Genomic DNA, 26,459 nt, shown 5'->3' on the forward strand with positions numbered 1-26,459 from the left:
AAAAATAGCCCTCAGCGGTTATTCCCCGCAGACGTTGACTGATTGACCGGTGCACAAGGGGATACACCATGACTCAGCGTTATCTGGCCTGTTATTGCGGCCTGAACACCATCGTTGCTGGCGTCTGCCGGCAGCGCTACCGCAGCGCATCTGCGCGTGACGGTGCCTTATCCTTCAGAAAATTTCCGCGTCTCCACCTCCTGGCCCCTGAAAAAAGTCCGCATCGGGACATGCTTGCCCGGCTTCATCTATTGAAACAAAACGCGTAATGGTGGGGCAGAAGCGTCGGATGATTTCCGGCTCTGGCCCGGAATTTCAGGATCACAGGTGTCCAAAATGAAAAATAGGGTGATATTACTTTGCGTTACAACCTGCCTGTTCACCTCCGCCTTGCAGGCGGCGAAACAGGAGCCGGTGGCCGAATTTAACTGGCGCGCGGCACCCACGGAAGAACAGATTGGCAGTCTGACGCTGCGGGATGCCATCCTGCGCGCCTTTGCCCGTAATCCCAAAATTTCTGAAGCGGCGGCCCAGATCCGCGTGGGGGAAGCCGATCTGGATGCCGCAAAAAGTGCGTGGTACCCGCAGGTGTCACTGGTGGCGAGTGGCGGGCGTTCTCAGCAGACCGACTCTGCGGGCAGCCTGAATAACAGCGGCTCCGGCGGGATCACCCTCAGCCAGCTGCTGTACGACTTCGGGCGCACCGGGGGGGCTATCGACGAGCAGCATAAACTGTCCGATGCCTATCGCTACGCGCTGTATGACACCATGACCGTTGTGGCACAGGATACGCTACAGGCCTATCTGTCCGTAAAACGCTATCAGGCGCTGGTGGACGCCGCCCGGCTGAACATTGCTTCATTACAGCGGGTCAGGGATATGGCCAGACTGCGGGCCGATGCCGGATTAAGCTCACAGTCTGACGTGTTGCAGGCGCAGACCCGAATCGCCGGCATGAATGCCAGCATGGAGCAGTATCGTGCGCAGGCGCGGTCAGCCCGGGCGCAGCTGACGGTGCTGACGGGGGTGGTCTCCGAAAACCTGCCGGAACTGCCGCAGGCGTTGCTTAACCAGCAGGTCACGCTGGATAAAATTGCGTATGAAAAGAGCGCCGCCGTTCGCAGTGCGCAGGCCAGACAGGAGGCCGCGCTGGAGCGGGTACGCCAGGCCCAGTCGAATCACTGGCCGACCATCAAAGTGCAGGCGGGGCGCACCCGCTATGAGAACGAAAGCCGTTCCTACTGGGACGACGAACTGCAATTACAGGTAGAAGCACCGCTCTATCAGGGCGGGCTGGTCAATGCCAGAACCCGGGCCGCCGAGGGCGACCGCGCCGCCGCAGAAGCCGCCATTCAGCAGTCAAAACTGCAAATTAACCAGAATGCCTCCACCGCCTATGCCGACATGATCGGAGCGCAGCAGCGTAAAGAGGCGGGGGAGGAGCAGCTACGCAGTGCCGACCATACGCGGGATGTGTACGCCGATGAATACAAACTGAATAAGCGCAGCCTTAATGACCTGCTGAGTGTTGAGCAGGACGTCTTTCAGGCTGACAGCAGCCGCCTGACGGCGCTGTACGACGGCTGGGATGCCACGGTTCGCTACGCCGCAGCCGTGGATAATCTGCTGGATATTTTAGGCGTGGACCGGGAAGCAAACAGCGGACAGACGCTGCCCTCCCTGTGATGACGCTGTGCGAATGACAACCCGATAAGGCTGTTTTTATGACGAACAAAACCGCAACAACGGAAAACTGGATCGATGCCATGCTGCGCGTGGCGGCCCGCTTCGGTAAACCGGCGGATGGTAAAACCCTGCGCCAGCAGATGCGCTGGTTCGAGCATCTGACGCCGCAGCAGCAACTGGAGCGTCTGGCAGGGCTGCTGGGTCTGCACCTCACCATGTCCCCGCGTGACAAAATACGCTGGCGGCAGGAGGTAACGCCTGTAGTGCTGATTATGGACAGCGGCAGCGTGGTGGTAATTGAAGCCATCGACGGAGAAGGCAATGCCCGCTACTGGCTCAGCGACGGCGGTGATGTGGTGCGTGAAAGCGAACTGGCGTCACTGCTGGAGCAGAGCCAGCCGGAGGTCGGCATCATCGGGGTTGCTGCTCGCGGTCGAGATGCGCGCATCGATGAGTTTGTTCAGCCCTATAAGAAACACTGGTTCTGGCAAAACTTTAAAGGCATGGGGCACAAGATTGGTGAAATCTCGCTGGCGTCGATTGTCGGTAACGTGCTGGCGCTGGCGGGCATCCTGTTCTCGATGCAGATTTATGACCGGGTGATCCCGGCGCAGTCAGAGGCCACACTTTGGGTGCTGTTCGGCGGCGTGCTGATCGCCGCGGTGGTGGAATACCTGATCCGCCTGATGCGTACCCAGGTCTCGGATATGATGGGAAAACGCATCGACCTGAAAGTCTCCTCCATGCTGTTTGCGCGGGCGATGAATATCCGCAACGAGGCGCGACCGAAATCAACCGGTTCGTTTATCTCCCAGCTGCGTGAAATCGATCAGGTGCGTGAGCTGCTGACCTCCACCACCGTCGGGGCAGCGGCCGATATGCCGTTTGTCATCCTGTTCCTGTTTATTATGGCGTTTATTGGCGGGCCGCTGGTGATCGTGCCGCTGCTGGCGATCCCGCTGATCGTCATCCCCGGCCTGCTGATCCAGATCCCGATGGCAAAGCTGGCGAAAGAAGGCCTGCGTGAAGGGGCGCTGCGTAACGCTATTCTGGTGGAAACCATTGAAGGTATTGAAGATATCAAATCACTGCAGGCCGAACCCTATTTCCAGCGCCAGTGGGAACAGACCCATGAAGTGAGTGCGGCGATTGGGATGAAGCAGCGCCTGTGGGGCGCGCGTCTGACCGGCTGGGCCTCCAGCGTTCAGCAGCTGACCTATGCCAGTATGCTGGTCTTCGGGGTCTATCTGGTGCTTGACGGGCAGATCACCACCGGGACGCTGGTGGCCAGCAGTATGCTCTCTTCGCGCACCATTGCCCCGCTGATGCAGCTGACCATGGTCTTCTCACGCTGGCAGCACGCCAAAAGCGCGATGACCGGGCTGGATGAACTGCTGAAGAAACCACTCGACCAGCCGGAAGAGGGCGAAATGGCCCACTGCCCGACGCTGACCGGGCACTATGACCTGCGTGGCGTGCAGTACAGCTACGATGAGGAAAATGTCAAAAACGTTATTGCTATCAACCAACTGCAAATTAAACCCGGTGAGCGTATCGCGATACTGGGCCGGGTCGGGGCCGGGAAATCCACGCTGCTGAAACTGCTGGCCGGACAGGCGCTGGCCTCTCAGGGAAAAGTGATTGTCGACGGCGTCGACCTGCGGCGCATTGACCCGGTGGATCTGCGGCGTCAGCTTGGCTGGCTGTCGCAGGACTCCCGCCTGTTCTTTGGCACGCTGCGTCAGAACCTGATGCTGGGGAATCCCCATGCCAGCGAGCAGGATATGCTGAATGCGCTGCGTATCAGCGGGGCGCTGGGCCTGGTTCAGCAGGATGCCGCCAGCCTTGACCGCATCATTAATGAGGGCGGGCGCGGTCTGTCCGGCGGGCAGCGGCAGATGGTGATGCTCAGCCGTATGATCCTGCGCCAGCCGCAGGTGGTGCTGATGGATGAACCGACCGCGTCGATGGATGAGCAGCTGGAGGAGCACGTCATCCGCCAGATGCAGGGCTGGCTGAGTGGCCGTACCCTGGTGCTGGTCACGCACCGCCCGGCGCTGCTGAAAATGGTCGACCGCATTATCGTTATGGATAACGGGCGGGTGATCGCTGATGGCCCGAAAGATGACATTCTGAAACGGGCTGCCTCCCAGACCGCCCAGGCGGCGGCCAGTGCGAAAGGAGATGCAGCATGAGCCTTGTACTGATGGATCGCAGCATGAAACAGAATGAGCGGCGCACCTCTGCCATCATCTGGGTTTGTACTGCGGCGCTGGTGCTGTTCTGCATCTGGGCACATTTCGCCATCCTGGATGAGGTGACCGTCGGAACGGGCAAAGTCACGCCGCTCAGCCGTGCGCAGGTGATAGAGAGCCTGGACGGCGGCATCGTCGATGAACTCAACGTGCATGAAGGTAATATTGTGGAAAAGGGTCAGATACTGGCCAAACTTGATCCGACCCGCTTCCAGTCAAACTTTGGTGAAGCGGCGGCACGGGCACGCACGCTGCGGGCATCGGCGGAGCGACTGCGGGCCGAACTGACCGGCGCGCCGTTAAAATTCAGTGCGGAAACCCTGAAAGAACCTGATCTGGTGGCACGTGAAACGCAGCTGTTCCAGTCCCGCCGGCGTAACCTGCAGGAGACGGTCAGTAACCTGGAGCAGTCGAAGAAACTGGTACAGGATGAGCTGCGGATGACGCAGCCGCTGGTGGCTAAAGGGGCGGCAGGGGAGGTGGAAGTGATCCGCCTGCGCCGTCAGGTGGCCGAGCTGCAGGGGAAAATTGATGAAGCGCGCAACGACTATGCCGTGCGGGCGCGCGAAGAGCAGGTCAAAAACAATGCGGATCTGGACGCGCAGCTTCAGGTGATGACCGGGAAAGAGGATCAGCTGACCCGCGCCACGATTTATTCGCCGGTGCGCGGGATTGTGAAGGATATCCAGGTAACGACCGTCGGCGGCGTGCTGCAACCGGGGGGCAAGCTGATGGAGATTGTCCCTCTTGAGGATCAGCTGCTGATTGAAACGCGCATTAACCCGCGTGATATTGCCTATATCCGTCCGGGGCTGGCGGCCACGGTTAAAGTCACCGCTTATGACTCGTCGATTTATGGCGATCTGCGGGGAGAGGTGGAAACCGTCTCCCCCGATACCCTGCAGGATGAGGTTAAACGGGACCAGTACTATTACCGGGTCTACGTGCGCACCGACAGGGCGGAGCTGACCAATAAGGCCGGGCGAAAGTTTCCCATCGTGCCGGGCATGGTGGCCAACGTGGAAATCAAAACCGGTCAGAAATCCGTGATGGACTATCTGATCAAACCGCTGAATAAGGTTAAAGAGTCGATGCGCGAGCGGTAATCCCCTTGCCGGAGAGGGCGTGAAGTCGCACCGTGCTGCGGGGCCGTATTCCCGCAGAGCAGGTTAAACGGGGCGCAATTACGCGGATAATATTCCAGTCTCACAGAGGTCTATTCTGCCGGGCCCGCGCAGGCGGGTGCACCTGAAATTGTCAGAAAAAAAGCAAAAAAATGCCAGGCACAAGGCCTGGCAACAATAATATTAGATGGTACAGCTCATTCGGGGTGAATGAAGATAATAATTCAATAAATGATGATAGCGGGATAATAATAGCCGTTCGCCACGGGAAATTTTTATCATTCAGTGCCTAATATTACAGATTGCTGTAATGCGATGAATAACAAGAATTATCTTATTTCTTGTCTTTAGGTGCGCTATTTTTTATCTGTTTGTGCTGTTGAAAAGTTCCCCGATATTTACATTTAGAGATATGTTTGAATCTCAATGAAACATTTTCGGAAGTTTAGTATCATTTTCTTGATAGATATTTACCCTACCCGCCTTAAGATGACACGAAGTGCTTAAAATGATTGATCGGCACGCAGTGGCAAAATAAATCTTATAATCGAGAGGGTATTAAAATGAAACTTCGCGTTCTTTCCCTGATGGTTCCAGCACTGCTGGTTGCCGGTACAGCAGGTGCAGCAGAAATCTACAACAAAGACGGTAACAAGCTGGATCTTTTCGGTAAAGTTGACGGTCTGCACTACTTCTCTGACGACGCCGGTTCAGATGGCGACCAGTCTTATGTGCGCTTTGGCTTCAAAGGCGAAACCCAGATTTCCGATCAGCTGACCGGTTACGGTCAGTGGGAATATCAGGCCGCGCTGAACAACGCCGAAAGCCAGGGAACCGCTGACAGCTATACCCGCGTGGGTTTCGCCGGTCTGAAATTCGGTGATGCCGGCTCTCTCGATTACGGTCGTAACTACGGCGTGCTGTATGACATCGGCGCATGGACCGACGTCCTGCCTGAGTTCGGTGGGGATACCTACGGTGCGGATAACTTTATGTTCCAGCGTGCCACGGGCGTCGCGACCTACCGTAACAATAACTTCTTTGGCCTGGTGGACGGTCTTAACTTCGCCATCCAGTATCAGGGTAAAAATGACAGCAATGCTGAAGTGGCGGGTAACCGCAGCGCGACTGCCCAGAACGGCGACGGCTATGGTCTTTCTGCGACCTATGAGTTCGCTCCTGGTTTGAGCGCCGGTGCTGCCATGTTCTCTTCCGACCGTACCGATACCCAGAACAGCAACGCGCTACTGGGTAACGGAGATAAAGCCGAGGCTTACTCCGGCGGTCTGAAATATGACGCAAATAACGTCTACCTGGCCGCGATGTACACCCGTTCGTATAACGCCACTCGCTTCGGCAGCACTGACAACCGTGCGGCTTACGGTTTTGCGGATAAAGCCGATAACTGGGAGCTGGTGGCCCAGTACCAGTTCGACTTCGGCCTGCGTCCGTCTCTGGCTTACGTGACCTCGCGCGCGACCGATATTCAGAACTGGGGCACCCAGAATCTGAAACAGTACATCGACGTGGGCGCGACTTACTTCTTTAACAAGAACATGTCGACCTATGTTGATTACCAGATCAACCTGCTGGACGACAACAACTTCACTCAGGCCGCCGGTATCAACACCGACAACGTGGTGGGGTTAGGCCTCGTTTACCAGTTCTGATCCCGCACGGGTTAACACCCGGAACCGATCGCTAAAGCCGGTCAGTTCTGCGGCAGGGGCCGATCGTCTTAGGCGATCGGCCCTTTTTATTGGCCAGTTTACAGGCTCACGTCCGGCTTCTTTCCGCCCGTCTCTTCATTAGTCTGCAGATAACGGCCTTCCAGCCCGATCCCACCCAGCGTAAACAGTGAAAAGCGCAGCAGGCGTTGCCTGGCCTGGTTCTCTTTGACCGCGTGTTTTTGACTCATTTATTATCCCCACAGTGAACGTCCTCTTCACGCTGCAGAAAACGTGCCAGTTCACTTCAACGCTGTTGTCTGGCGGTTCAGGGGGAATAAGGCAGGATAAACGGTGCAATCAGGCGCAGGCTGCACCATATCAGTGCCGGTGATCTCACCCCGGTGGAGCCGGGGGAGGTCACCGAAGCCTTAACGATGACGTGGGCGATGAAGCTGTCGGGTATGGGTGTGCTTGTAATGCTTAAAGCCTGCAAAGATAATCAAAGCAATTGAAACCATGAGAAGCGCGTAATAGATCATTATGGCTCTCCTTATCATAGTGAATGAAGGGCGCCGGAGTGCCCTGGACAGCCCCCATCCTGGTGACCTATGACGGTAAGATCAAGGTGTCGAATCTGAGTTTTCTCTGCGGCAATGTCCGGTTCGGGCCAGTTTTTAATTAAGATTACAGGCGGATATGAAGAGTAATTGGCGGTATTTTTTAGGTTTAATGGTGGTTTGCTTGCTGGCAGGCTGTGACAACGCTAAGCCTTCAGCGGGATCTGAAGGAATGGTGCTGGAAGGGCGAACAATGGGAACATTCTGGAGGGTAAGTCTGGCGGGTGTGGCACCTGAACGTCGGGAAGCGCTGCAAAATGCCATCCAGCAGCAGCTTGACCAGGACGATCGCGAACTCTCCACCTGGAAAAGTGACTCGGTGCTGTCACGTTTTAACCAGTATCGGGGCAGTGCGCCGCAGCCGGTGAGTCATGATATGGCCGATATCGTCACGCTGTCGCTGCGCATTGGCCAGCAGACGGCAGGGGCGATGGACATCACCATCGGGCCGCTGGTCAATTTGTGGGGTTTTGGCCCCGATAAACAGCCGGTAAAAACGCCCACGCAGCAGGAGATTGATGCCGCCCGGGCGCAGACCGGGCTGGCACATTTGCAGGTGATTAACGCTGCCGGGCAGTCCTGGCTGAAGAAAGATCTGCCCGAACTCTACGTTGATCTGTCTACCGTCGGAGAAGGGTTTGCCACCGACCATCTTGCCCGCCTGATGGAGCAGGAGGGGATTAACCAGTATCTGGTCTCTGTGGGCGGTGCCGTGCTGACACGCGGTAAAAATGCCCAGGGCAATGCCTGGCAGGTGGCGATCCAGAAACCCACCGACCAGGAAAATGCGGTGCAGGCGATAGTCGATCTGCAGGGGCACGGCATCAGTACCTCCGGCAGCTATCGCAACTATTATGAACTGGACGGAAAGCGTATTTCGCACGTCATTGATCCAGCCACCGGCCGGCCAATCCAGCACCGGCTGGTGTCTGCTACGGTGATCGCCACTACTGCGCTGGAAGCGGATGGCTGGGATACCGGGCTGATGGTGCTCGGCACGGAAAAAGCCAAAGCGCTGGCGCTGCGTGAAAAGCTGGCGGTCTATCTGATTTTTAAACAGGGTGATCATTTCACCAGCTGGATGTCGCCGCAGTTTGCCGCCTTTATTCAGCTGTCACCCGCACACTGACAGCCTGAGGAGTTCTGATGTTCGATCTGTTTGCTGACGATGCCCCGTGGCAGGAACCGCTCACCGAAGGCGCCGTGATCCTGCGCCGTCGCGCTCGGGAGAGCGCCGGGGAACTGATGGCGCAGGTGCAGGCGATCGCCGCGTGCAATCCTTTTGAACACCGTATTACGCCAGGCGGGCACCGGATGTCGGTCGCCATGACCAACTGCGGCGATCTCGGCTGGTCCACCGATTCCCGCGGGTATCAGTACAGCGCGCAGGATGAGGCCAGCGGCCAGCGCTGGCCAGCCATGCCGCCGGCCTTCCGCGAACTGGCCGTCGCCTGCGCCGCCGAAGCCGGTTTTAGCGCTTTCAACCCGGACGCCTGTCTGATTAATCGCTATGAGCCCGGTGCAAAGCTGACGCTGCATCAGGATAAAGATGAACGCGATCTGCGCCAGCCGATTGTCTCGGTGTCGCTGGGGCTTCCGGCGGTGTTTTTATTTGGCGGGTTCGATCGTGCGGATGCCTGCCAGCGGGTATTGCTGGAGCAGGGCGACGTGGTGGTGTGGGGAGGGCCCTCACGCCTGCGCTACCACGGCATCCTGCCGCTAAAACCGGGTATTCATCCGCTGACCGGCCCTTTTCGTTATAACCTGACTTTCCGCCGCGCACGCTAGCGCGCGGCCTGAATACGCCCGAATGAGAATTGTTATTGATCTCGTCTTGCTTCTCATTAAACTGCAAGCTGCTTTTTACCTGCCGGGACGTTTTCATGGAGTTGCTTCACGTTGTTTATAAGCAGTATCGCTGGCCGTTTATTCTGGTTATTGCCCTCAGTCTTCTCAGCGCTGCACTGGGAATTGGTCTGATTGCGTTTATTAACCGCGAACTGATCGTGACGCTAAACTCTTCGGTGATGGTGTTACCGCAGTTTCTCGGATTGCTGCTGCTGCTGATGGCGGTGACCCTGGGCTCACAGCTGGCGCTGACCCTGCTCGGCCATCATTTTGTCTATCGCCTGCGCGGCGAGTTTATCAAACGGATCCTCGACACCCGGGTGGAACGCATTGAGCAGATTGGTAATGCCCAGCTGCTGGCCAGCCTTACCAGCGACGTGCGTAATATCACCATTGCCTTTGTACGCCTGCCGGAACTGATTCAGGGTATCATTCTGACGCTGGGGTCGGCCGCCTATCTGGCCTGGCTGTCGCCGAAAATGCTGGTCGTCACCTCTGTCTGGGTAGCGGTCACCATTATTGGTGGCTGGCTGCTGGTCGCGCGGGTGTATCAGCACATGGCGGTGCTGCGTGAGACGGAAGACCGTCTCTACCACGACTTTCAGATCATTATCGAGGGACGCAAAGAGCTGGCGCTGAACCGCCAGCGAGCACAGCAGATCTTTGAAAACGTCTACGGTGAAGATGCCCGGACCTATCGCCACCATATTGTGCGGGCCGATACTTACCATCTCAGCGCCGTGAACTGGTCGAATATTATGATGCTGGGGGCCATTGGCCTCGCGTTCTGGCTGGCCAACAGCCTGGGCTGGGCAGATACGGCCGTCGCCGCGACCTATTCCCTGACCCTGCTGTTCCTGCGTACGCCCATGCTGTCGGCAGTGGGTGCACTGCCCACGCTGCTGACGGCGCAGGTGGCATTTAACAAGCTGAATACCTTCAATCTGGCACCTTATGAGGCCGACTTTCCGCAGCTTCCGGTGGCACAAAACTGGCAGACGCTGGAGCTGCGCAACCTGGTGTTCCACTATGGCGACAAGGGTTTTCACGTTGGCCCGGTGAATATGACCCTGAAGCGCGGCGAACTGGTATTCCTGATCGGCGGCAACGGCAGCGGTAAATCCACGCTGGCGATGCTGCTGACCGGGCTGTATCAGCCGGTATCCGGTGAAATCCTGCTGGACGGGCAGAGGGTGGACCCTGAATCAATGGAGAGCTATCGCCGTCTGTTCTCGGCGGTATTCACCGACGTGCATCTGTTTGATCGTCTGATTGACGATCGCGGGCAGGCCGTTGATCCGGCGCTGGTACAAAGCTGGCTGGAACGGCTGAAAATGCAGGATAAGATCAAACTGGAAGGCAATCGGGTACTGAACCTGCAGCTGTCGAAAGGGCAGACCAAGCGCCTGGCGCTGCTGCTGGCGACCGCCGAGCAGCGCGACATTCTGCTGCTCGATGAGTGGGCCGCCGATCAGGATCCGCATTTCCGTCGAATCTTCTACCGCGAGCTGCTGCCGTGGCTGCAGTCACTGGGGAAAACGGTGTTTGCCATCAGTCATGACGATCACTATTTCCTGCACGCTGACCGTCTGCTGGAAATGCGCGACGGCACGCTGACCGAGCTGACGGGCACCGAGCGCGATGCCGCTACCCTCGATGCCGTCAGGCGCACCGAGACGCTGGGCTGATTTCAGATAACGTCCGTGTTGCTGGCCGACCGGGGCAGAGGGGCGGCCACGCCGGCAGTCACTATTGCCCGGCACGGGACGACCCTTTCCCCGGTCGTCCCGTGCTGATGGCGGGAATTGTGGCTCAGGCTGGCCTCACAATACCTTCGCCAGAAAACGCCGCGTCCTTGGATGCTGCGGCTGGTTCAGTACCTGCCAGGCGCTGCCCTGTTCGACGATCTTTCCTTCGACCATAAACACCACGTTATCCGCAACTTCACGGGCAAAACCGATCTCATGGGTCACCACGACCAGCGTCCTCCCGGAGCGAGCCAGCTGCTTAATGGTGTCCAGCACCTCTCCGACCAGCTCCGGATCAAGAGCCGATGTCGGTTCATCAAACAGGATGACCTTCGGATTTAACGCCAGCGCCCGGGCAATCGCCACGCGCTGTTGCTGACCGCCGGAAAGATGGCGCGGCCATGCCCCGGCTTTATGCCGCAGGCCAACGGTGTCGAGCAGCTGTAACGCCCGTTCTTCTGCTGCCGCCCGCGTTAATTGCTTATGGGCCAGCGGCGCTTCGATAATATTTTCCAGCACCGTAAGATGAGGGAACAAATTGAAATTCTGAAACACATAGCCTACCCCGATACGCTGCCGGAGGATCGCCTTCTCCTTCAGCTCATACAGCTTATTTCCTTTGCGCTGGTAACCAATGTAGTCACCATCAATACGGATCAGCCCCTCATCCACCCGCTCGAGATGGTTGATGGCGCGCAGCAGCGTGGACTTCCCTGAACCTGACGGGCCGAGGATCACCGTCACTGAACCCGGGAGCAATTCCAGCGATACCTCGTCCAGCGCCTTAAAACGGCCATAGCTTTTACTGACCCCGGCAATGGAAATATGACCCAGCGTGGCGTCGCTGTGCAGATCGATAGCTTCAGACATTATGAGCTCCTGACGGGGGTGATGGCGGCATGCAGCCGGGTTGATGAGAGACGGCTGACCGGCTCACGGGTCGCACCGCGTGCCAGCCAGCGTTCCACGTAGTATTGCAAAACCGACAGCACGGTAGTGATCAGCAGATACCAGACCGCCGCCACCATCAGCAGCGGGATCACCTGTTGCGTGCGGTTATAAACCATCTGGATGGTGTAAAACAGCTCCGGCATCGCCAGTACGTATACCATCGCGGTCCCTTTGGCGAGGCTGATAATTTCGTTAAAGCCGGTTGGAATAATGGATCGCAGCGCCTGCGGCAGAATAATGCGCAGCGTGCGGCGCGAAGAGGGCAGACCCAGCGCGGCGGCGGCTTCAAACTGCCCCTGATCCACGCCGGTAATGCCGCCACGAATGATTTCGGCAGTATAGGCCGCCTGCACCAGCGTCAGCCCGATCACCGCCGTACTGAACTGCCCCAGGACATCAATGGTTTTGTACTCCACCAGTGTTAACGGGGTAAAGGGAACGCCCAGCGATAAGGTGTCGTAAAGGTAGGAGAAGTTATAGAGAATAATCAGCACCACGATCAGCGGCAGCGAACGGAACAGCCAGATATAGCCGAACGCCAGACCGGAGAGTAACCAGGACGAGGAGAGGCGGGCCAGCGCCAGCCCCACGCCCAGCAGAATACTCAGCAGGCTGGCGATCAGCGTCAGCAGCAGCGTCTGCCCGAGGCCGCTGAGGATGGCGGGTGCAAAGAACCAGTGGGCGAATACCGACCACTCCCAGCGTGGATTAAACGCGATCGACTGGATCACTACGGCCAGAATAAACAGGGCAACGACCGCCCCAACCAGCCGCAGCGGATAGCGGGCAGGCACCACGCGCAGGGTTTCATTCGGTTTCATGGGCGGCTCCTGACTCGGCGTGATGGTGAAGTGCTTTGGTGAAACGCAGGCGGCCATCGTAAGGCGGCAGGCTGTACTCTTCCGGGTCACGCTGCGTGTCGAACTGTGGTTGATAGCCATGTGATAAATAGAGGCGTACCGCTTCCGGCTGACGAAAGCCGGTGGTCAGATAAACCTGTCGGTAACCCGCCAGTCGGGCGCGTCGCTCCAGCTCAACCAGTACTTTCAGCGCCAGTCCCTGACGGCGCAGATCGCTGCGCGTCCAGATGCGCTTTAATTCGGCCGTCTCTACGTCGAAAGCCTTATAAGCCCCCATCGCAATAATGACCCCGTCGCGCTCCAGTACCACAAACATCCCCTGCGGGGGCAGATACCATTCGGTCAGTTCGACTTCGGCATCCCGGGCAAAAAAGTCACCATAGCGGGCGCTGTATTCTCCGAAGAGTCCGTCAATAATTGATGTCAGCTCCGGTGCCTCCGGTGACAGCTGGCGAAATTGTTCATGGCTCATACTGACCTCCGTTAGTCACCCAGCCCCGGCGGGTTGATTTCAGAACGATCGAGGCGCTCAATGCTTTCGCCCCAGCGGTTGAGGACCTTGTCGTACTCGCCGCCTTTGATCACGCCATTCAGCGCAGCGTTAACGGCGGCCACCAGCCCGTTGCCTTTCTTCAGCGTCACCGCGATATGGGCCGCTTTCGGCCAGCCGCCATCCACGGTGCCCACCCGTTTTGTTTTACCGGTCAGTGCGGCTTTCCAGGCACCAATGACGTTCGGCCCGAAATAGGCATCGGCACGACCGGACTGTAATGCCAGCGTCTGGGCCGCATCATCTTTTACATAGTTAGGCGTAAACGGCTTCAGCCCTTTTTTCTGATTCTCTTCATCCCAGGCCAGCAGGATCGCTTCCTGATTAGTGCCGGAACCAACAATAATGCGCAGTCCGGCAATGTCTTCGGCTTTGGTCAGTGAAGTGATTTTGCTGTCCGATTTCACGTAGAAGCCGAGGGAATCTTTACGGTAGGTCGCGAAATCGAATTTTTCTTTGCGCGCTTTGGTGACGGTGACATTGGTGATGGCGGCATCATATTTGCCGGAGCTGACGCCCAGCGGCCAGTCTTCCCAGGAGGTCGGCACCACGTTCAGCTCCAGTCCGAGGCTGTCGGCGACCAGGCGGGCGATATCCACTTCACTGCCCTGCAGGGTTTTGTTGTCATCAGAAAAGAGCGTCAGCGGTGGGGAGTTCAGCGCGGCAACCGCCACGGTAAACTTGCCCGGCACGGCCAGTTTCAGGTCCTTTGGCAGCAGAGCAACGGCCTCGGGATTCACCGGCGCATGCACGGGGGCTGCATTCGCCTCGACGCTGATGCCGGTGCCATTAATGTTGACGGTTTCTGCCTTTGCCGTGGTGCCAAGCCACAGGGAGGCACTGAGCAGGCCCAGTAATACGGATGTTTTTTTCATAGTGACTGACTCTTATTATGATGAAACTGCAGATGAAAAGGGCCGGTTCCTGCCCGTTAAGCGATCTCGTTCAGGGCCGCTTCCGCCAGCTGGCTGAAGTATTCTGCGGCGGGGTACAGCAGGGCTTCATCCGGATTAAAACCTGGATGGTGCAGACCAAATTCACTGTCGCTGCCGATGCTGACGAAGGTGCCCGGCGTGTTATGCAGATAGAAGGCAAAATCTTCGCCCCCCATCTGCAGCTCGGCCTCCTGCACGTCGTAACCCTGGCGGGCAGCCACCTGTTTACTGAACTCAGCCCAGTGCCCGGTATTAATTAATGCAGGCGGGCCAGGATGCCAGTTCAGTTCTGCCCGGCCACCCAACCCCGCGGCAATACCGGCTATCAGCTGACGCAGCCGCTGCGGCAGTTCACTGCGGATGTCATCGTTATGGGTGCGCACCGTGCCTTCCAGCACCACCTGCTGCGGTAAGACGTTCCAGGTGTTGCCGCCTTCAATGCGAGTGACGCTGACCACCACTGATTCCAGCGGGCTGTAACTGCGGCTGACCAGGGTCTGTAAGGCACTGACGATCTGGCTGGCGATCACAATCGCATCCACGCCTTCCTGCGGGCGGGCCGCATGGGCACCTTTGCCGTACACATCGATATCAAAACGGTCGACATTGGCATAAAACGGGCCGCCGCGCGTGGCAAAGGTGCCCACTGGCAGCTCCGGCGCGTTGTGCATACCGAAGATCGCTGCAACATCCTGTAATGCCCCCGCTTTTATCAACGTCCTTGCGCCGCCGAAACGCTCCTCTGCCGGCTGGAACAGCAGGCGTACACGGCCAGGGAGATCTGTTTCGCGCGCTTTCAGCAGTCTGGCCGCCCCCAGTATCACTGAGGTGTGCACATCATGCCCGCAGGCGTGCATCACACCCGCGTGTTGCGAACGGAACGGCACCGGGACGATCTCGTCAATCGGCAGGGCATCAATGTCGGCACGCAGGGCAATCAGGGGGGCGCCCTGGCCGATCTCCGCCACTACGCCGGTGTCCAGTCCGTAGGGCAGTAGCCGGATATCGGCATCTTTCAGCCAGCCGGTGATGCGTTCCGTGGTGGCAAACTCCTCGTTCGACAACTCAGGATACTGATGCAGTTCCCGACGCCAGGCGACGAGCTGTTGTGCAAGAGATGGGCTCATGGTCCGGTTCCTTATGCGGCAACCAGCTGGTGGGTGGCCAGCAGTTGCAGGGATTTCAGGCGTGGAGCACCGGCAGTGATCGGGGTATCAATAATGAATTCTTCCACTCCGAAACGCTGATGCAAAGCGTCCAGCTGGGCGTGAACCTGTGCGGCAGTGCCCTTCAGTACGGCGGATTCACGGGGTTCAATCCGGTGCTGCTTTGCACCTGACTGACGAATAAAGGCTTCGGCCTGGGCGAGATTGCCCACGGTGACGCTTTGGCCGTTATCCACATGCACGCGGAATTGTTGTAAATCAGCTGCCAGCAGATCGGCTTCGGCTTCGTTATCGGCAACAATGGCCTGTACGGCCAGCAGCGGGGATTGTCCTTTGCTGTGCGTGCGGTAAGTGGTCAGGGCGCGGTCCAGTTCCTGCCTGTCGCCATTCAGGTGGGCAGCAAACACAAACTGCCAGTTCAGCTCTGCGGCCAGTTGAGCACTGGCTTCGCTGGCACCCAGCAGAAAGCGGGTCGCCGGGCGGGGTGGCAGCGGCGTCGCCAGCAACGGATCTTCACCTTCAGTGGCAGGGGAAGCCGTCAGCCACTGATCCAGCGCGCGCAGCTGGCTGATAAAGTCGCCTTTTACCTCAGGGTTTATGCCCTGCTGTAAGGCTTTTGTGGAAAGCGGGAGCCCGCCAGGGGCTTTACCGACACCCAGATCGACGCGGCCAGGGGCCAGCGAGGCCAGCAGATTAAAATTCTCCGCGACTTTGTACGGGCTGTAGTGCTGCAACATCACGCCGCCGGAGCCGACACGGATGTGGCGGGTGTGCGCCAGAATCCAGGCGATCAGTATCTCGGGTGACGGGCTGGCCAGCGCCGGCGTATTGTGATGCTCTGCCAGCCAGAATCGGTGGTATCCCAGCGCTTCTGCGCGCTGTGCCAGCGTCAGGGTGCGTGCCAGTGCCGTGGTTGCGGTTTCGCCTTCGGCCAGCGGGCTTTTATCCAGTAAGCTCAGTCGGTAAGCCATAATGCATCCTTGAACGGTATCAGTTGCCGGCAATTATTGAAGCGGTGACCGCCGCTGTAAAACAACAATTCTGGCTAATATCAGTCCTGAAATGGGATAGGGGGCTTATGCCGGGAACTGGCAAAGGCTGTGCAAAATGGGTATTTTGCCAGGCAGAAAGCGTCAGGTTTAATAAAGGTTCACTTGAAAGAGGAACAGACGATGAATGGTCTCTGGCTGCACTTCACACGATTTTTTCAGGCACCCTCGGGGATGGCAACACTGGACAGCTGTCGGGTGATCGAAGCAATGATGCCGATGGGCGAACTGTATGGCGTTCATCTGTACGATCTTCCTCCGCTGCAGCAGCGACCGGACGAATCGCGTTAATTTTCCGTCGACGACGAGGCGGTAACCCAGGTCATTACGCGATCGGCGTGCAGCAGGGCTCTGCCTTCGAAGATGCGCCCGACGGTCATTATCGGGGAAAATGTTTGTGTCAGGCGCAGACGGAGTGATTGCAGATCTGCACTGCAGGCGACGATCTCCGCTGCGTTGAAATCCATAAACTGCTTTATCTGCGGATAGAGCGCCTTGTACAGACTCTCTTTGACAGAGAATGCCACCGTCAGCGCGGTGGCGAAGGGCACCTCAGACTGTGCCAGCCGCTGTTTTTCCCCGACACCGATCAGCATTTTCCATGTCTCGCTGGCCATCTCTTCCGACATGATCGTTTCACAATCGACGCCCGGTATCACATCCTGACGCTGCGTCAGCAAAGCACATATTTGCTGATGGGTGTGAGACAGAGAGCCGTTAATACCCTCTGGCCATAGTGGGGCGCGATCCGGCCCGTTACTCAGGACAAAATCCGTAATACCCCAGTTGGCCAGCGCCTGTTGCAGGCAGTAACGGCTGGCGAGGTATTCCGCACGACGCTTTTTAACCGCCCGCTGCAGGTGAACAGGTATCGGAATATTCAGCCGGTTAAACAGAGATTCACTAAAATGAGCGACGTCATAACGCACGTCCAGCAGGCTGATATCAGGGGCGTCAGGCAGAGGTTGCAGCGAACAGTCAGTAATAAAGGGTGAAGAAGGCGAAATATTCAGTGCAGACATAGCCACTAACCTGTGCAAAAACGATAAATTATTTAAACAGGTTAGTGGCTGGATATCAAAAAACGCCTGGAATTAATGATTCGGTGGGATCGCGAAGCTTTTCAGCGAAACGACAAAATGGTCATGCCCTTTGGAGATTTTGGCACCGCGATCGCACCACTGGCTGGCAAGCCGGAAAAAATCGTCACTGTCGATATCATAAGCCAGCTCCACCTTACTGATACCTGAGTGAAGCAGCTCTTCCGCATCTTTGAAGCTCTTAGCTTTAATCATTGCCATTTGAGTTATCTCTGTCTACACAATGCCATAAAAGTGTAACGACAGCGTATGATATTATTGTGACAGTATTGTTGCAGAGACGGAGATTGAGAGTTTCGCCACGTTTTACGGCGGGGATTTACTACCCGATGACGAATAATCACCTGTAAAAACAGCAGGGAAGCTCTCCGGTGGCGAAACGCTGACGGTAAAACAGTCAGTCAAGGGTGATTAACCGTTGCCCGATTTTTGCTTCGGGCATCATCTGTTGCAGGCCGTCAACCAGTTCATCGCCGGCGCGGTGCAGTGCCTCCAGCGGCATCTCCGGCAGACTTTCCAGAATAAACCACATTTGCCGGGCGCTGGCATCTAACCGCGTGCGAACGCCCTGGCGCCAGTTCCAGCGGCGGCAGGTCACGCCGACGTCATCACACCAGATCACTTCCCCGGCTTCTGCCGTTTCATACACCGGCTCACCGTCTTTTAGGGTGTCAAACTGCTCTGTCCCTTCCGCCACGATCAGTCTGGGCTGGCCGACATAGGCGGCACTGTTTTCCCCGCCCACCGGCAGCGCATATTTAATGCTGATCGCATTATACAGATCCACGACCGGGTCGATGGCGGGTAGGGTGCCGTCTTTCAGAACGCGCTTGCGTAATGCTTCAGCAGAACAGGGCGTCCGTTTCGGTTTAGCACCGAAGGCTTTAAAGACCTCCGACCAGGCGCTGAGGTGAGCCTCAGCCCAGGGGGCATCGACCAGCACGCCCTGACAGGCGGCGGCCAGGGCCTGCTGGCCGATGGCCGCATTCACCAGCGGGGCGGCCTCAACCACAATACTCAGCGCTCTGAAGTGGGGGGCGATGATGGCAATGTCGGGATGGATTGACGGGTGGACGTTATGCATCAGATAATCCTGTAATGACTATTTTATTCCATGGTAATGACTAATGACGGAAAAAGTCAATATATCGACTGATTTGGGTGCTGATGTGAACTCGGTAAGCCACGCGCTGGCCGCCAGAATAAAAGATTTCCGTAAGCAGCAAAAATTCACCCTTGATGAATTATCACGCCGGGCAGGCGTCAGCAAAGGGATGCTGGTTGAAATAGAAAAGGGCACGGCCAATCCCAGTATTGCGATCTTATGCAAAATCTCTGCTGCGATGGGGGTATCGGTGGCGGATATTGTCGATGTCGCGGGTAAACCCGCCGCTCATCTGGTCGGGGAGGCAGACATTCCCGTTCTGTGGCGAGGGGAGCAGGGCGGAACGGCCCGTTTGCTGGCAGGCACCAGTGGGCCAGATATGGTCGAACTCTGGCGCTGGGAGATGGCCCCGGGCGAACGTTTCTCTTCTGCCGGTCATCCGGCGGGTACCTGTGAACTGTTTCATACCGACGAGGGAGTGTTAAGCCTGCAGGTGGATGGCTGCGTGCTGACCGTGCCGAAAGGGTGTTCGGCGGTGGCGAGAACCGATGTGCCACATCATTATGCCAATGAGGGAACAGGCTGGCTGATCTTTACCATGACGGTGGCAGAGCGCCATTAATGCAGTACTAGTGACTTTAATATGGCTTGGCTTTGTTGAGTCAATCGAACTTTTGACTGTCATCAGGATCAGGCCACTCCCTTCCCGATCCTGTAAGAGTGTCACGTGGCAAAACAAACCATGGGCAACGGGGGGTAATATATGACTTGTCACGTCATATCTCAGTGACTCTATAACTTTTGCGTAAAATTTAAAATTTTTTGCAATTTTGATTCCTACCTAAAACAGTTACTTCCCTAAACTCTCCAATATTCGTTGATCTAAATCAATTTCAGTTTGTTTGGTAAGTGTATAAATACGTCAACTTAATTTGCTTTGGAAATTAACAAATGAAAATGAAATTGATTGTAATTCTCATGTCTTCTGCTTGTTCTTTCTCAATTTTTGCTGCCGATATCCATCAGGGAGAACAGGCACTCTCACATGCAAGCCGTATGAGTTCTGCGGCTGAAAGCCGTGTAAATGCCGCCGCTTCTTCATATGGAAGTGGTTCTCCTTCTTCATGGGCTGATGCTTCTGAAAGTGCAGCAAGAGAACAGACTAATGCTAATGCACAAATGAGAGGTGCAATCAGCACACTGGCTAATGCTACAGCAACTCAGCGTGGCCCAATTGCTTCACCGCAGGTACAGCATCCACAGGCCACACCTACAATTAACGCACCTCAAGCAGTACCACATAAAACACCTTCTTACAGCGTGCCTGCTGTGCAGAGGAAACAGCTCACCCCCACTAAGCAGCCTCAGATTACTGGTGCTACTTACCGTTCCTATGTCACCCAATTACAGGTGGCTACAATTAACGTTGCAGCTAGCAGCCTGAAGCCAAACACACCTGTTAATGTCACAGTGAACGGTGTGACTCATACGGTACCTGCTTCTACTCTTGCACCTTCTACCCAGGTATCTGTTCCTCATGTACCGGCTTTCGTTAATGTGACTAACAGTAATACACACGATAAAGCCGCTCAGCATTCTGTACATACCAATGATAATCGTGGCAGTGACAACGCTCACAGTCACGCTTTCGGCGGGCACGGTTACGGTGCTGATAACAGCCGCTCAGAGGGGTTCGGTGGGCATTCACATTTCCACTGATCAAGGTGTTTTCTACGGATAAAAAGGGTTTGATTCGGAGGGGCGGGTAAACAGACAAGGGTTTGGGATCAGTCGCCGGACGGGATATGACGCTGAATGAACCCTGTCACGGTAGTGGCTTGTGCCACGATGCGAACCCGGGTCGGGGAAGAAGTGAAACAGGGATGTTGCTGTGGGGAGAGTAAAAATTGGTCGGCACGGAGAGATTTGAACTCTCGACCCTCGCCACCCCATGACGATGCGCTACCAGGCTGCGCTACGCGCCGACGTTGAGACTATATTACTGAACTTCTTCCTGAATGCAAGATGCTAACGTCTTGACTGCTTTAGATTTATACAGTTAGTCGGCAATAAAGCGTTTTTCATCCGTCAAAACCTGCAACAGCAAGGCCAGCTGAGGTTTGTGGTTTTTCAGCTTCTGCCCCTGCAGATCCCACGCGGCATAGTTTCCGTTGTTATCCAGCACCAGCGTCTCCTGAGGGGTCGTTATCAGCAGTTGATGGTTGGTGCTGCTGGCCACCCAGTTGTGGCGGCGCTGAGCGGCAAACAAATCTTCGCCCTGTGAATAGTCTTGAGCTGGCGTGCTCACGTGCAGCAGGCGTTGCATCAGGGTGGTCATAATATCCTGATGGTCGGTCAGCTTATTGATGGTCTGCGCCGGCGTCTGTGGCCAGTGAACGACCAGGGGCACCTGCAGCATTTCCCGGTTTCCCTGACCCGATTCACCATTCAGCACAACGCCGTGCTGGGCAGTGATCACCACCACGGTATTGGCCAGTAATCCCTTCTGCTCCAGGGTGGTCAGCACGTTCTGGATCTGCTGGTCGACGCCGGCTGCTGCGCGGTTATAACGTCGTGCACTAAACTTCTCCGTCGCATCGCTGCTGTCAGAAGTCGACAGAGACAGGTAGGAAAACCACGGCATATCTTCGCTTTTATGGCCTTCCAGCCAGCGCTGCCACTGACGGGTTGTTTCTGCATTCGACTGGCTTTGCGTCGCCGGTAATGAGAAGTCAGTGAGCAAAGCCTGACGATAAAGCGGCGAGTTAAAGCCGTCGCTGGCAAACAGGCCGAACTGATAACCCTGCTGCCCCAGCGCATTAATCAGCGTGGAAGGGATACGCGACGACAGTACGCCATCCATATAGCTTGGCGAAATACCGTAAAACAGACCAAACAACCCGGTATCTTCATGGGTGCCCGAGCTGAAATGCTGGCTGAAGCGCACGTTACTTTCGGCAAAACGTGTCAGATTAGGCAGCGACTTCGCCATGGAGGCTTCATTCAGCCCATCAACGGTTATCACCAGCAGGTTATTGCGCGTGCCCCTGTCCCGGAAAGTAATATCGTTGAGCGGATAGGCAACGGAAACCGCTTCAGGATTCCCCTGTTGCACCAGCCGGCGCTGATACTCCTGTGCATCCAGCAGGCCGTGTTTTTCCAGAAACCGCCGGGCGGTCATCGGATAGGAGAGAGGCAGGTTAGAGCGCTGCATGGTCACAGGGCGATAGAAATTGGCATCAGCCCAGATGTACATCAGGTGACTGGCAAAAAAGGCGCTGATAAACAGCCCTGCCAGCGGTTTACCAAAGCTGCGGCGGTTCAGACTGCGCAGCTTTTGCCAGCTCCAGGTGGCAAACAACATCTCCACCAGAAAAATGGCCGGCACGCTAATAAACATCAACTGCCAGTCGCGCGCCATCTCACTTTGATCGGGATTCACCACCAGTTCCCAGACTACCGGGTTAAGGTGCAGGTGGAAGCGCGCGAACACGGCGCTGTCGACCAGAATCAATGTCATTCCGGCGGTGGCAATAATCGCCGAGAGAAAACGCAGCAACCGCTGGGACATCACCACAAAGGTGAGCGGGAACACAATCAGCAGGTAGGCGGCAAAGACGATAAAACTGAAATGGCCGATCCAACTGCTAAACGCGTAAATACGGCCGGCCAGCGAGGCTGGCCAGTCGGAGACAAGCAGGTAACGGCTGCCAAGAATGAAGGCAAAAATGATGTTAAACAGGGCGAACCAATGCCCCCAGCTAATCATCTGGGAGACTTTTTCACGGTAGCGCTGCCGATTTGTTACCATATTGGGGTCAGGATCGTCTCATTAATGGGCTTTTTCATCGCGTACCGAAGCCTGCAGGGCCTCGGCAAACGAACGTGCCATCGCTTGGCGCTGTGCCGGTGCCACGCTGGTATTCAGTAAGTTGGTCACCATATTTCCCAAAACCATCAGGGAAAGATCGGTTGGGGTCTGGTTAGTTTCCAGTACCTGGACCATTTCTGCGAGGATCTTCTCCACGCGCTCGTTGCTGTAGCGGGATGATTGTGCCATAACGTCTATTTTATTACTGAGGTTTAAAAAGCGCTATCTTACCGTAAGGACGCGCTTTTTTCTGCTTTTTTATCGCAAAGAAACGCGAATGAACTGTGCATGATTCTGGCAGTTGATCGAAAGGGCGCACAGTGATTGAATACGCGCCTGTGTCTAAAGGAGAGTTTACCATGAGTCTGGATATCGCTCAGATTGCCCTTCACCAGATGATCAAGCGTGACGAACAGACGCTGGAACTGGTTCTGCGTGATTCACTGTTACCGTCCACTGCGACGGTGACGGCAATGATGGAAGAGCTGCATCGGGTTTACAGCGCCAAGAGCAAAGCCTATGGCCTGTTCAATGAAGAGAGCGAGCTGGCCGATGCGCTGCGCAACTGCCGCAAGGGGGAAAATGATTTTCTTGCTTTCAGCCGTGCCGCCAGTGCGCGCCTGCGCGACGAGTTAAGTAAATATCCGTTTGCAGAAGGGGGCGTGGTGCTGTTTGGCCACTATCGCTATCTTGCGGTGGAGTACCTGCTGATTGCCGTACTGAGCAGCCAGAACAGCATGCGTGTTAACGAAGAGCTGGATATCAGCAGCACCCATTATCTGGATATTAACCATGCCGATATTGTGGCACGCATCGATCTGACCGAGTGGGAAACCAACCCGGAGTCAACGCGCTATCTGACCTTCCTGCGCGGACGGGTAGGACGCAAGGTCGCCGACTTCTTTATGGACTTTCTCGGTGCCAGCGTCGGGCTGGATACGAAAGCGCAAAACCGTGGCCTGCTCCAGGCCGTTGATGACTATTGCGCCGAGGCCAGCCTGGATAAAAACGAGCGGCAGAATTATCGTCAGCAGGTGTCGGCCTACTGCAACGAGCAGCTTAAATCCGGTGAGGAGATCGCGCTGCAAGGGGTGTCTGACGAGCTGCCCCCATGGGGAGAGAAAACCTTCCAGGCCTTTACTCAGGAGCAGGGCTATGAACTGGAAGAGAGCTTTCCGGCCGACCGCAGTACACTGCGTCAGTTGACCAAATTTGCCGGTAGCGGTGGCGGGCTGACGATCAATTTTGATGCGATGCTGCTGGGTGAGCGTATCTTCTGGGATCCGGCGACGGATACCCTGACTATCAAAGGCACGCCGCCAAATCTGCGTGACCAGTTACAGCGCCGTACCAGCGGCAAATAACGCTCTCATTTTCCCGGTGGCGAACCTTCTTTTGCCGTTCGCTACCCATGCGACTGGCCAGACGGGGCATCCGGGAAAAAGGGCATTCCCGACAGCGGTGGATGGCAAGTCGGGCTGCCGGATTCAGACGAAAAAAAACGCCGCATTAAGCGGCGTTTTTTTCACATCAAACGGACGGGCGATTAAGCGCGAACGAAGTCGATGTGGTGCAGTTTTGGCTTGAACGGGTGACGCTGTACAGCCTGCACTTTTACTTTAGTTTCTTTGCCATCGACAACCAGAGTCAGAACTTCGTCGTAGAAACCAGGCTTTGCCTGCATGTTCAGTACGGAGTCATGGTCCAGTTCGATAGCAACAGCTGCTTCATTTCCGCCATAGATGATGGCCGGGAATTTGTTAGCTAAACGCAGGCGGCGGCTCGCACCCTTGCCCTGCTCTTTACGAGCTTCAACATTAATAGTGAACATTTTTAAGTCTCTTCAAGTTTTATTCCTGCTACAGGCGACCCAGCAACAGGTGGAGTGTTCAGCTTTTACCCGACAGAGCCAGGCAAAAGCGGGCGGAATTATACCCGGCTTTGCCCGTACAGGCAATGTAATAAGTCGTGGGGCAGGGCGCACCGTACCGGAGGCCCGTTTTAGCGCAGTTCGTTCGCCCGGCGAAAACGGCCTTCATAATCGAATATTTTCTCCCGAATCTGCCAGAAATGGCGCTGCTTACGGGCGACGACAAAATCGGGATGGCGCAGCAGCGGCTGCAGGGCAAGAATATCAGCGGCGTTCTTCCAACCCAGCGGAACGCCGGGGGCGCGTTGATGAGGGCGCAGGAACAGCTGCTCGAAGGCGGTTCGCTGGGCCGGGGTTTTCAGCCGGAAACGTTCGCTGACTTCCGTGGCGTCTTCATCAAAGTAGCGCGCTTTTAGCCATTCTCCCTGCTCATCGCTGCCGCTTTCCAGCACCATCGCGGCGCAGCGCAGCACCAGAGCGTCCTTCAGCTTTAGCGCGGCTTTCAGCATATCATCCGGGTCGACCAGAATGGCATCACACTCCCGGCAGCGCCGTGCGGCAATATCATTTTCAGCGTGACAGTGCGGACAGTTTTTAAAGCGAAAACGGTAGTCACACTGTTCACGCTGCCCGTCATCGTCTTCCAGCACTCCCTGACAGCGACGGCCAAAATGTTCGATAATCGTGCCATCTTCCGTCGCCTTTCCCCAGAAGGTATTGGCAAAGCCACAGCCCGGACAGAAGACCTGTACCGGCTGGTTGTCGCTTTTTCCCTTCGGTGCGCCCACTTCAGGCGTAAAAAGATCGTGAGGGTTACCGGCATAATCGAGGATCAGACAGTCGGTCTTACCCGGGCTCAGGCGCAGCCCCCGCCCGACAATTTGCTGATACAGGCTGACCGATTCGGTCGGACGCAGAATCGCGATCAGATCGACATGCGGGGCATCAAATCCGGTGGTCAGCACGGCAACGTTCACCATGTAGCGCAGTTCGCGGGCTTTAAATGCGGTAATCATGGCATCACGCTCTGCGGCAGGCGTACCGGCGCTGATCAGTGCTTTGCTGCCGGGCAGCAGGCCGAGCACTTCGCGGGCATGTTCGACCGTCGCGGCGAAAATCATTACCCCTTCGCGCTGTTGGGCGAATTCCACAATCTGCTGGATGATATGGGGGGTGATACGCTGTTGCTGCCTGAGCTCTCGATTCAGGTCAGCCTCACTGAACAGGCCATTTTCCTGCGCCTGCAAACGGCTGAAATCGTACTGTACCACCGGCATATCCAGCCGCTCGGGCGGAACCAGGAAGCCGTGCTTAATCATATAGCGCAGCGGCAGCTCATAAATGCAGTCACGGAAGAAAGCGCGTTCGTTGCCTCTGACCATACCGTGGTAATGAAACTGATAAATCCAGCCTTTACCCAGTCGGTAAGGGGTGGCGGTCAGTCCCAGCAGCCGCAGTTGCGGGTTATGCTGACGCAGCTGATTGATGATTTGCTGATACTGGCTGTCCTCCGCATCGCTGATACGATGGCACTCATCGATGATCAGCAGAGAGAACTCTGCGCTAAACTGCGCCAGATTTCGGGCGACGGATTGCACGCTGCCAAAGACCACTTTGGCCTGGCTCTCTTTACGCTGTAAACCAGCGGCAAAGATATCGGCCTCCAGTCCGTAAGCCTGATATTTCGCATGGTTCTGAGCAACCAGCTCTTTGACATGAGCCAGCACCAGAACGCGTCCACGCGCCACGCGCGCCAGCTCTGCAATTACCAGGCTTTTGCCCGCCCCGGTCGGCAGGACGATCGCCGCAGGCTGAGAGGAGTGACGGAAGTAGCTGATGGTGGCATCAACGGCTTCCTGCTGGTAGGGGCGTAAGGTAAACGACATGAAGACCTGTAAAGCAGCAACAAAGGGACATTATGCCATGAAAGCGCCATAAGAATACGATACCCTCTGTGCCTCAGTGGCTTCTGCCGCTATACTTGTGGCTTATCTGTTGACGTCTCCATTCCCGATGAGCGCCCTGCGCCACATCATAAGACGATTTTCGTCCGT

At 56.3% G+C, this 26,459-nt stretch carries 25 protein-coding genes, 1 tRNA gene and 1 pseudogene; 12 read left to right on the top strand and 15 right to left on the bottom strand.

Annotation, left to right across the window (positions count from 1 at the left end; all coding sequences use genetic code 11):
* The first annotated feature begins 68 nt into the window (after positions 1-68).
* From K6L24_RS06935 to ompC, 5 genes are all read left to right on the top strand, one after another.
* The gene (locus tag K6L24_RS06935; RefSeq protein ID WP_062742927.1) at positions 69-269 is read left to right on the top strand and encodes a hypothetical protein; all 201 of its coding nucleotides are present in this window, start codon (positions 69-71) and stop codon (positions 267-269) included.
* Between the two features lie 67 nt (positions 270-336).
* Entirely contained in the window at positions 337-1,686 is a 1,350-nt protein-coding gene (locus K6L24_RS06940) for a TolC family outer membrane protein (protein WP_084344125.1), read from the top strand.
* A gap of 38 nt (positions 1,687-1,724) precedes the next feature.
* Positions 1,725-3,881, top strand: coding sequence for a type I secretion system permease/ATPase (locus tag K6L24_RS06945; protein WP_118663706.1), 2,157 nt, complete (start codon positions 1,725-1,727; stop codon positions 3,879-3,881).
* Complete coding sequence (locus K6L24_RS06950; protein WP_062742925.1) at positions 3,878-5,047, top strand: beta-barrel domain-containing protein; 1,170 nt, start codon at positions 3,878-3,880, stop codon at positions 5,045-5,047. The genes K6L24_RS06945 and K6L24_RS06950 overlap by 4 nt, the downstream gene beginning before the upstream one ends.
* A gap of 581 nt (positions 5,048-5,628) precedes the next feature.
* Entirely contained in the window at positions 5,629-6,735 is a 1,107-nt protein-coding gene (ompC, locus tag K6L24_RS06955) for a porin OmpC (RefSeq protein WP_062742924.1), read from the top strand.
* A gap of 98 nt (positions 6,736-6,833) precedes the next feature.
* On the opposite strand, the gene K6L24_RS06960 is transcribed toward ompC, so the two are convergent.
* Positions 6,834-6,983, bottom strand: a complete 150-nt coding sequence (locus K6L24_RS06960; RefSeq protein WP_222682094.1) for a hypothetical protein — start codon at positions 6,981-6,983, stop codon at positions 6,834-6,836.
* 448 nt (positions 6,984-7,431) lie between these two features.
* Between K6L24_RS06960 and apbE the strand changes: the two genes are divergently transcribed.
* The 3 genes from apbE to K6L24_RS06975 all read left to right on the top strand — a co-directional run bounded on the left by apbE (position 7,432) and on the right by K6L24_RS06975 (position 10,888).
* A complete protein-coding gene (apbE, locus tag K6L24_RS06965) occupies positions 7,432-8,481 on the top strand; it encodes an FAD:protein FMN transferase ApbE (protein ID WP_222682095.1) in 1,050 nt (349 codons plus the stop codon).
* Positions 8,482-8,498: 17 nt separating this feature from the next.
* Positions 8,499-9,140: a DNA oxidative demethylase AlkB gene (gene alkB / locus K6L24_RS06970; protein WP_222682096.1), complete on the top strand. Its 642-nt coding sequence runs from the start codon at positions 8,499-8,501 to the stop codon at positions 9,138-9,140.
* A gap of 95 nt (positions 9,141-9,235) precedes the next feature.
* The gene (locus K6L24_RS06975) at positions 9,236-10,888 is read left to right on the top strand and encodes a multidrug ABC transporter permease/ATP-binding protein (RefSeq protein ID WP_222682097.1); all 1,653 of its coding nucleotides are present in this window, start codon (positions 9,236-9,238) and stop codon (positions 10,886-10,888) included.
* A 135-nt stretch (positions 10,889-11,023) separates the two neighbouring features.
* Here K6L24_RS06975 and K6L24_RS06980 read toward each other — a convergent pair whose 3' ends face one another.
* From K6L24_RS06980 to K6L24_RS07005, 6 genes and pseudogenes are all read right to left on the bottom strand, one after another.
* On the bottom strand, positions 11,024-11,818 hold the full coding sequence (locus tag K6L24_RS06980; protein ID WP_062742920.1) for an amino acid ABC transporter ATP-binding protein: 795 nt from the start codon (positions 11,816-11,818) through the stop codon (positions 11,024-11,026).
* Positions 11,818-12,720 carry an amino acid ABC transporter permease gene (locus K6L24_RS06985; RefSeq protein ID WP_062742919.1) on the bottom strand — a complete coding sequence of 301 codons (903 nt, stop codon included), beginning with the start codon at positions 12,718-12,720 and terminating at the stop codon, positions 11,818-11,820. The genes K6L24_RS06980 and K6L24_RS06985 overlap by 1 nt, the downstream gene beginning before the upstream one ends.
* On the bottom strand, positions 12,707-13,231 hold the full coding sequence (locus K6L24_RS06990; RefSeq protein WP_062742918.1) for a GNAT family N-acetyltransferase: 525 nt from the start codon (positions 13,229-13,231) through the stop codon (positions 12,707-12,709). The genes K6L24_RS06985 and K6L24_RS06990 overlap by 14 nt, the downstream gene beginning before the upstream one ends.
* A gap of 11 nt (positions 13,232-13,242) precedes the next feature.
* Positions 13,243-14,196, bottom strand: a pseudogene (locus K6L24_RS06995) (ABC transporter substrate-binding protein); the annotation flags it as partial.
* A gap of 44 nt (positions 14,197-14,240) precedes the next feature.
* A complete protein-coding gene (locus K6L24_RS07000) occupies positions 14,241-15,371 on the bottom strand; it encodes a M20 peptidase aminoacylase family protein (protein WP_062742916.1) in 1,131 nt (376 codons plus the stop codon).
* An 11-nt stretch (positions 15,372-15,382) separates the two neighbouring features.
* Positions 15,383-16,381 carry an LLM class flavin-dependent oxidoreductase gene (locus tag K6L24_RS07005; protein ID WP_222682098.1) on the bottom strand — a complete coding sequence of 333 codons (999 nt, stop codon included), beginning with the start codon at positions 16,379-16,381 and terminating at the stop codon, positions 15,383-15,385.
* 201 nt (positions 16,382-16,582) lie between these two features.
* Between K6L24_RS07005 and K6L24_RS07010 the strand changes: the two genes are divergently transcribed.
* Positions 16,583-16,750 carry a hypothetical protein gene (locus K6L24_RS07010; RefSeq protein WP_162900955.1) on the top strand — a complete coding sequence of 56 codons (168 nt, stop codon included), beginning with the start codon at positions 16,583-16,585 and terminating at the stop codon, positions 16,748-16,750.
* On the opposite strand, the gene K6L24_RS07015 is transcribed toward K6L24_RS07010, so the two are convergent.
* The 3 genes from K6L24_RS07015 to K6L24_RS07025 all read right to left on the bottom strand — a co-directional run bounded on the left by K6L24_RS07015 (position 16,747) and on the right by K6L24_RS07025 (position 18,643).
* Positions 16,747-17,481: a 4'-phosphopantetheinyl transferase family protein gene (locus tag K6L24_RS07015; protein WP_222682099.1), complete on the bottom strand. Its 735-nt coding sequence runs from the start codon at positions 17,479-17,481 to the stop codon at positions 16,747-16,749. The two genes, K6L24_RS07010 and K6L24_RS07015, sit on opposite strands and share 4 nt — an antisense overlap.
* A gap of 72 nt (positions 17,482-17,553) precedes the next feature.
* Positions 17,554-17,760: a hypothetical protein gene (locus K6L24_RS07020; protein WP_137269784.1), complete on the bottom strand. Its 207-nt coding sequence runs from the start codon at positions 17,758-17,760 to the stop codon at positions 17,554-17,556.
* A 196-nt stretch (positions 17,761-17,956) separates the two neighbouring features.
* A complete protein-coding gene (locus tag K6L24_RS07025) occupies positions 17,957-18,643 on the bottom strand; it encodes a B3/B4 domain-containing protein (RefSeq protein WP_222682100.1) in 687 nt (228 codons plus the stop codon).
* 43 nt (positions 18,644-18,686) lie between these two features.
* On the opposite strand from K6L24_RS07025, the gene K6L24_RS07030 reads away from it, so the two are divergent.
* Entirely contained in the window at positions 18,687-19,286 is a 600-nt protein-coding gene (locus K6L24_RS07030; protein WP_137269786.1) for a helix-turn-helix domain-containing protein, read from the top strand.
* Positions 19,287-19,615: 329 nt separating this feature from the next.
* Positions 19,616-20,383 carry a hypothetical protein gene (locus tag K6L24_RS07035; protein WP_137269787.1) on the top strand — a complete coding sequence of 256 codons (768 nt, stop codon included), beginning with the start codon at positions 19,616-19,618 and terminating at the stop codon, positions 20,381-20,383.
* 189 nt (positions 20,384-20,572) lie between these two features.
* Here the strand turns inward: K6L24_RS07035 and K6L24_RS07040 are convergent.
* The 3 genes from K6L24_RS07040 to K6L24_RS07050 form a co-directional block, all read right to left on the bottom strand.
* A tRNA-Pro gene (locus tag K6L24_RS07040) sits at positions 20,573-20,649 on the bottom strand.
* A 74-nt stretch (positions 20,650-20,723) separates the two neighbouring features.
* Positions 20,724-22,475, bottom strand: coding sequence for an LPS biosynthesis-modulating metalloenzyme YejM (gene yejM, locus K6L24_RS07045; RefSeq protein ID WP_118663714.1), 1,752 nt, complete (start codon positions 22,473-22,475; stop codon positions 20,724-20,726).
* Positions 22,476-22,496: 21 nt separating this feature from the next.
* Entirely contained in the window at positions 22,497-22,724 is a 228-nt protein-coding gene (locus tag K6L24_RS07050) for a YejL family protein (protein WP_062742909.1), read from the bottom strand.
* Between the two features lie 170 nt (positions 22,725-22,894).
* On the opposite strand from K6L24_RS07050, the gene yejK reads away from it, so the two are divergent.
* On the top strand, positions 22,895-23,899 hold the full coding sequence (gene yejK / locus K6L24_RS07055) for a nucleoid-associated protein YejK (RefSeq protein WP_062742908.1): 1,005 nt from the start codon (positions 22,895-22,897) through the stop codon (positions 23,897-23,899).
* 182 nt (positions 23,900-24,081) lie between these two features.
* Here yejK and rplY read toward each other — a convergent pair whose 3' ends face one another.
* A complete protein-coding gene (gene rplY, locus K6L24_RS07060) occupies positions 24,082-24,366 on the bottom strand; it encodes a 50S ribosomal protein L25 (protein WP_062742907.1) in 285 nt (94 codons plus the stop codon).
* A gap of 170 nt (positions 24,367-24,536) precedes the next feature.
* Positions 24,537-26,291, bottom strand: coding sequence for a DNA repair helicase RadD (gene radD, locus K6L24_RS07065; protein ID WP_137269788.1), 1,755 nt, complete (start codon positions 26,289-26,291; stop codon positions 24,537-24,539).
* Positions 26,292-26,459: the final 168 nt, after the last annotated feature.

The organism is Erwinia persicina, assembly GCF_019844095.1.
Taxonomy (GTDB): domain Bacteria; phylum Pseudomonadota; class Gammaproteobacteria; order Enterobacterales; family Enterobacteriaceae; genus Erwinia; species Erwinia persicina.

Coding starts and splice junctions, on each gene's coding strand:
- K6L24_RS07020 (WP_137269784.1), bottom strand. CDS start 17,760: ATGGCAATGATTAAAGCTAAGAGCTTCAAAGATGCGGAAGAGCTGCTT.
- K6L24_RS07005 (WP_222682098.1), bottom strand. CDS start 16,381: ATGGCTTACCGACTGAGCTTACTGGATAAAAGCCCGCTGGCCGAAGGC.
- K6L24_RS07025 (WP_222682100.1), bottom strand. CDS start 18,643: ATGCATAACGTCCACCCGTCAATCCATCCCGACATTGCCATCATCGCC.
- K6L24_RS06935 (WP_062742927.1), top strand. CDS start 69: ATGACTCAGCGTTATCTGGCCTGTTATTGCGGCCTGAACACCATCGTT.
- K6L24_RS06990 (WP_062742918.1), bottom strand. CDS start 13,231: ATGAGCCATGAACAATTTCGCCAGCTGTCACCGGAGGCACCGGAGCTG.
- rplY (WP_062742907.1), bottom strand. CDS start 24,366: ATGTTCACTATTAATGTTGAAGCTCGTAAAGAGCAGGGCAAGGGTGCG.
- K6L24_RS07015 (WP_222682099.1), bottom strand. CDS start 17,481: ATGTCTGCACTGAATATTTCGCCTTCTTCACCCTTTATTACTGACTGT.
- radD (WP_137269788.1), bottom strand. CDS start 26,291: ATGTCGTTTACCTTACGCCCCTACCAGCAGGAAGCCGTTGATGCCACC.
- ompC (WP_062742924.1), top strand. CDS start 5,629: ATGAAACTTCGCGTTCTTTCCCTGATGGTTCCAGCACTGCTGGTTGCC.
- K6L24_RS06950 (WP_062742925.1), top strand. CDS start 3,878: ATGAGCCTTGTACTGATGGATCGCAGCATGAAACAGAATGAGCGGCGC.
- K6L24_RS06975 (WP_222682097.1), top strand. CDS start 9,236: ATGGAGTTGCTTCACGTTGTTTATAAGCAGTATCGCTGGCCGTTTATT.
- yejM (WP_118663714.1), bottom strand. CDS start 22,475: ATGGTAACAAATCGGCAGCGCTACCGTGAAAAAGTCTCCCAGATGATT.
- K6L24_RS07050 (WP_062742909.1), bottom strand. CDS start 22,724: ATGGCACAATCATCCCGCTACAGCAACGAGCGCGTGGAGAAGATCCTC.
- K6L24_RS07035 (WP_137269787.1), top strand. CDS start 19,616: ATGAAAATGAAATTGATTGTAATTCTCATGTCTTCTGCTTGTTCTTTC.
- K6L24_RS07010 (WP_162900955.1), top strand. CDS start 16,583: ATGAATGGTCTCTGGCTGCACTTCACACGATTTTTTCAGGCACCCTCG.
- K6L24_RS06940 (WP_084344125.1), top strand. CDS start 337: ATGAAAAATAGGGTGATATTACTTTGCGTTACAACCTGCCTGTTCACC.
- K6L24_RS06945 (WP_118663706.1), top strand. CDS start 1,725: ATGACGAACAAAACCGCAACAACGGAAAACTGGATCGATGCCATGCTG.
- apbE (WP_222682095.1), top strand. CDS start 7,432: ATGAAGAGTAATTGGCGGTATTTTTTAGGTTTAATGGTGGTTTGCTTG.
- K6L24_RS06985 (WP_062742919.1), bottom strand. CDS start 12,720: ATGAAACCGAATGAAACCCTGCGCGTGGTGCCTGCCCGCTATCCGCTG.
- K6L24_RS06960 (WP_222682094.1), bottom strand. CDS start 6,983: ATGAGTCAAAAACACGCGGTCAAAGAGAACCAGGCCAGGCAACGCCTG.
- yejK (WP_062742908.1), top strand. CDS start 22,895: ATGAGTCTGGATATCGCTCAGATTGCCCTTCACCAGATGATCAAGCGT.
- K6L24_RS07000 (WP_062742916.1), bottom strand. CDS start 15,371: ATGAGCCCATCTCTTGCACAACAGCTCGTCGCCTGGCGTCGGGAACTG.
- K6L24_RS07030 (WP_137269786.1), top strand. CDS start 18,687: ATGACGGAAAAAGTCAATATATCGACTGATTTGGGTGCTGATGTGAAC.
- alkB (WP_222682096.1), top strand. CDS start 8,499: ATGTTCGATCTGTTTGCTGACGATGCCCCGTGGCAGGAACCGCTCACC.
- K6L24_RS06980 (WP_062742920.1), bottom strand. CDS start 11,818: ATGTCTGAAGCTATCGATCTGCACAGCGACGCCACGCTGGGTCATATT.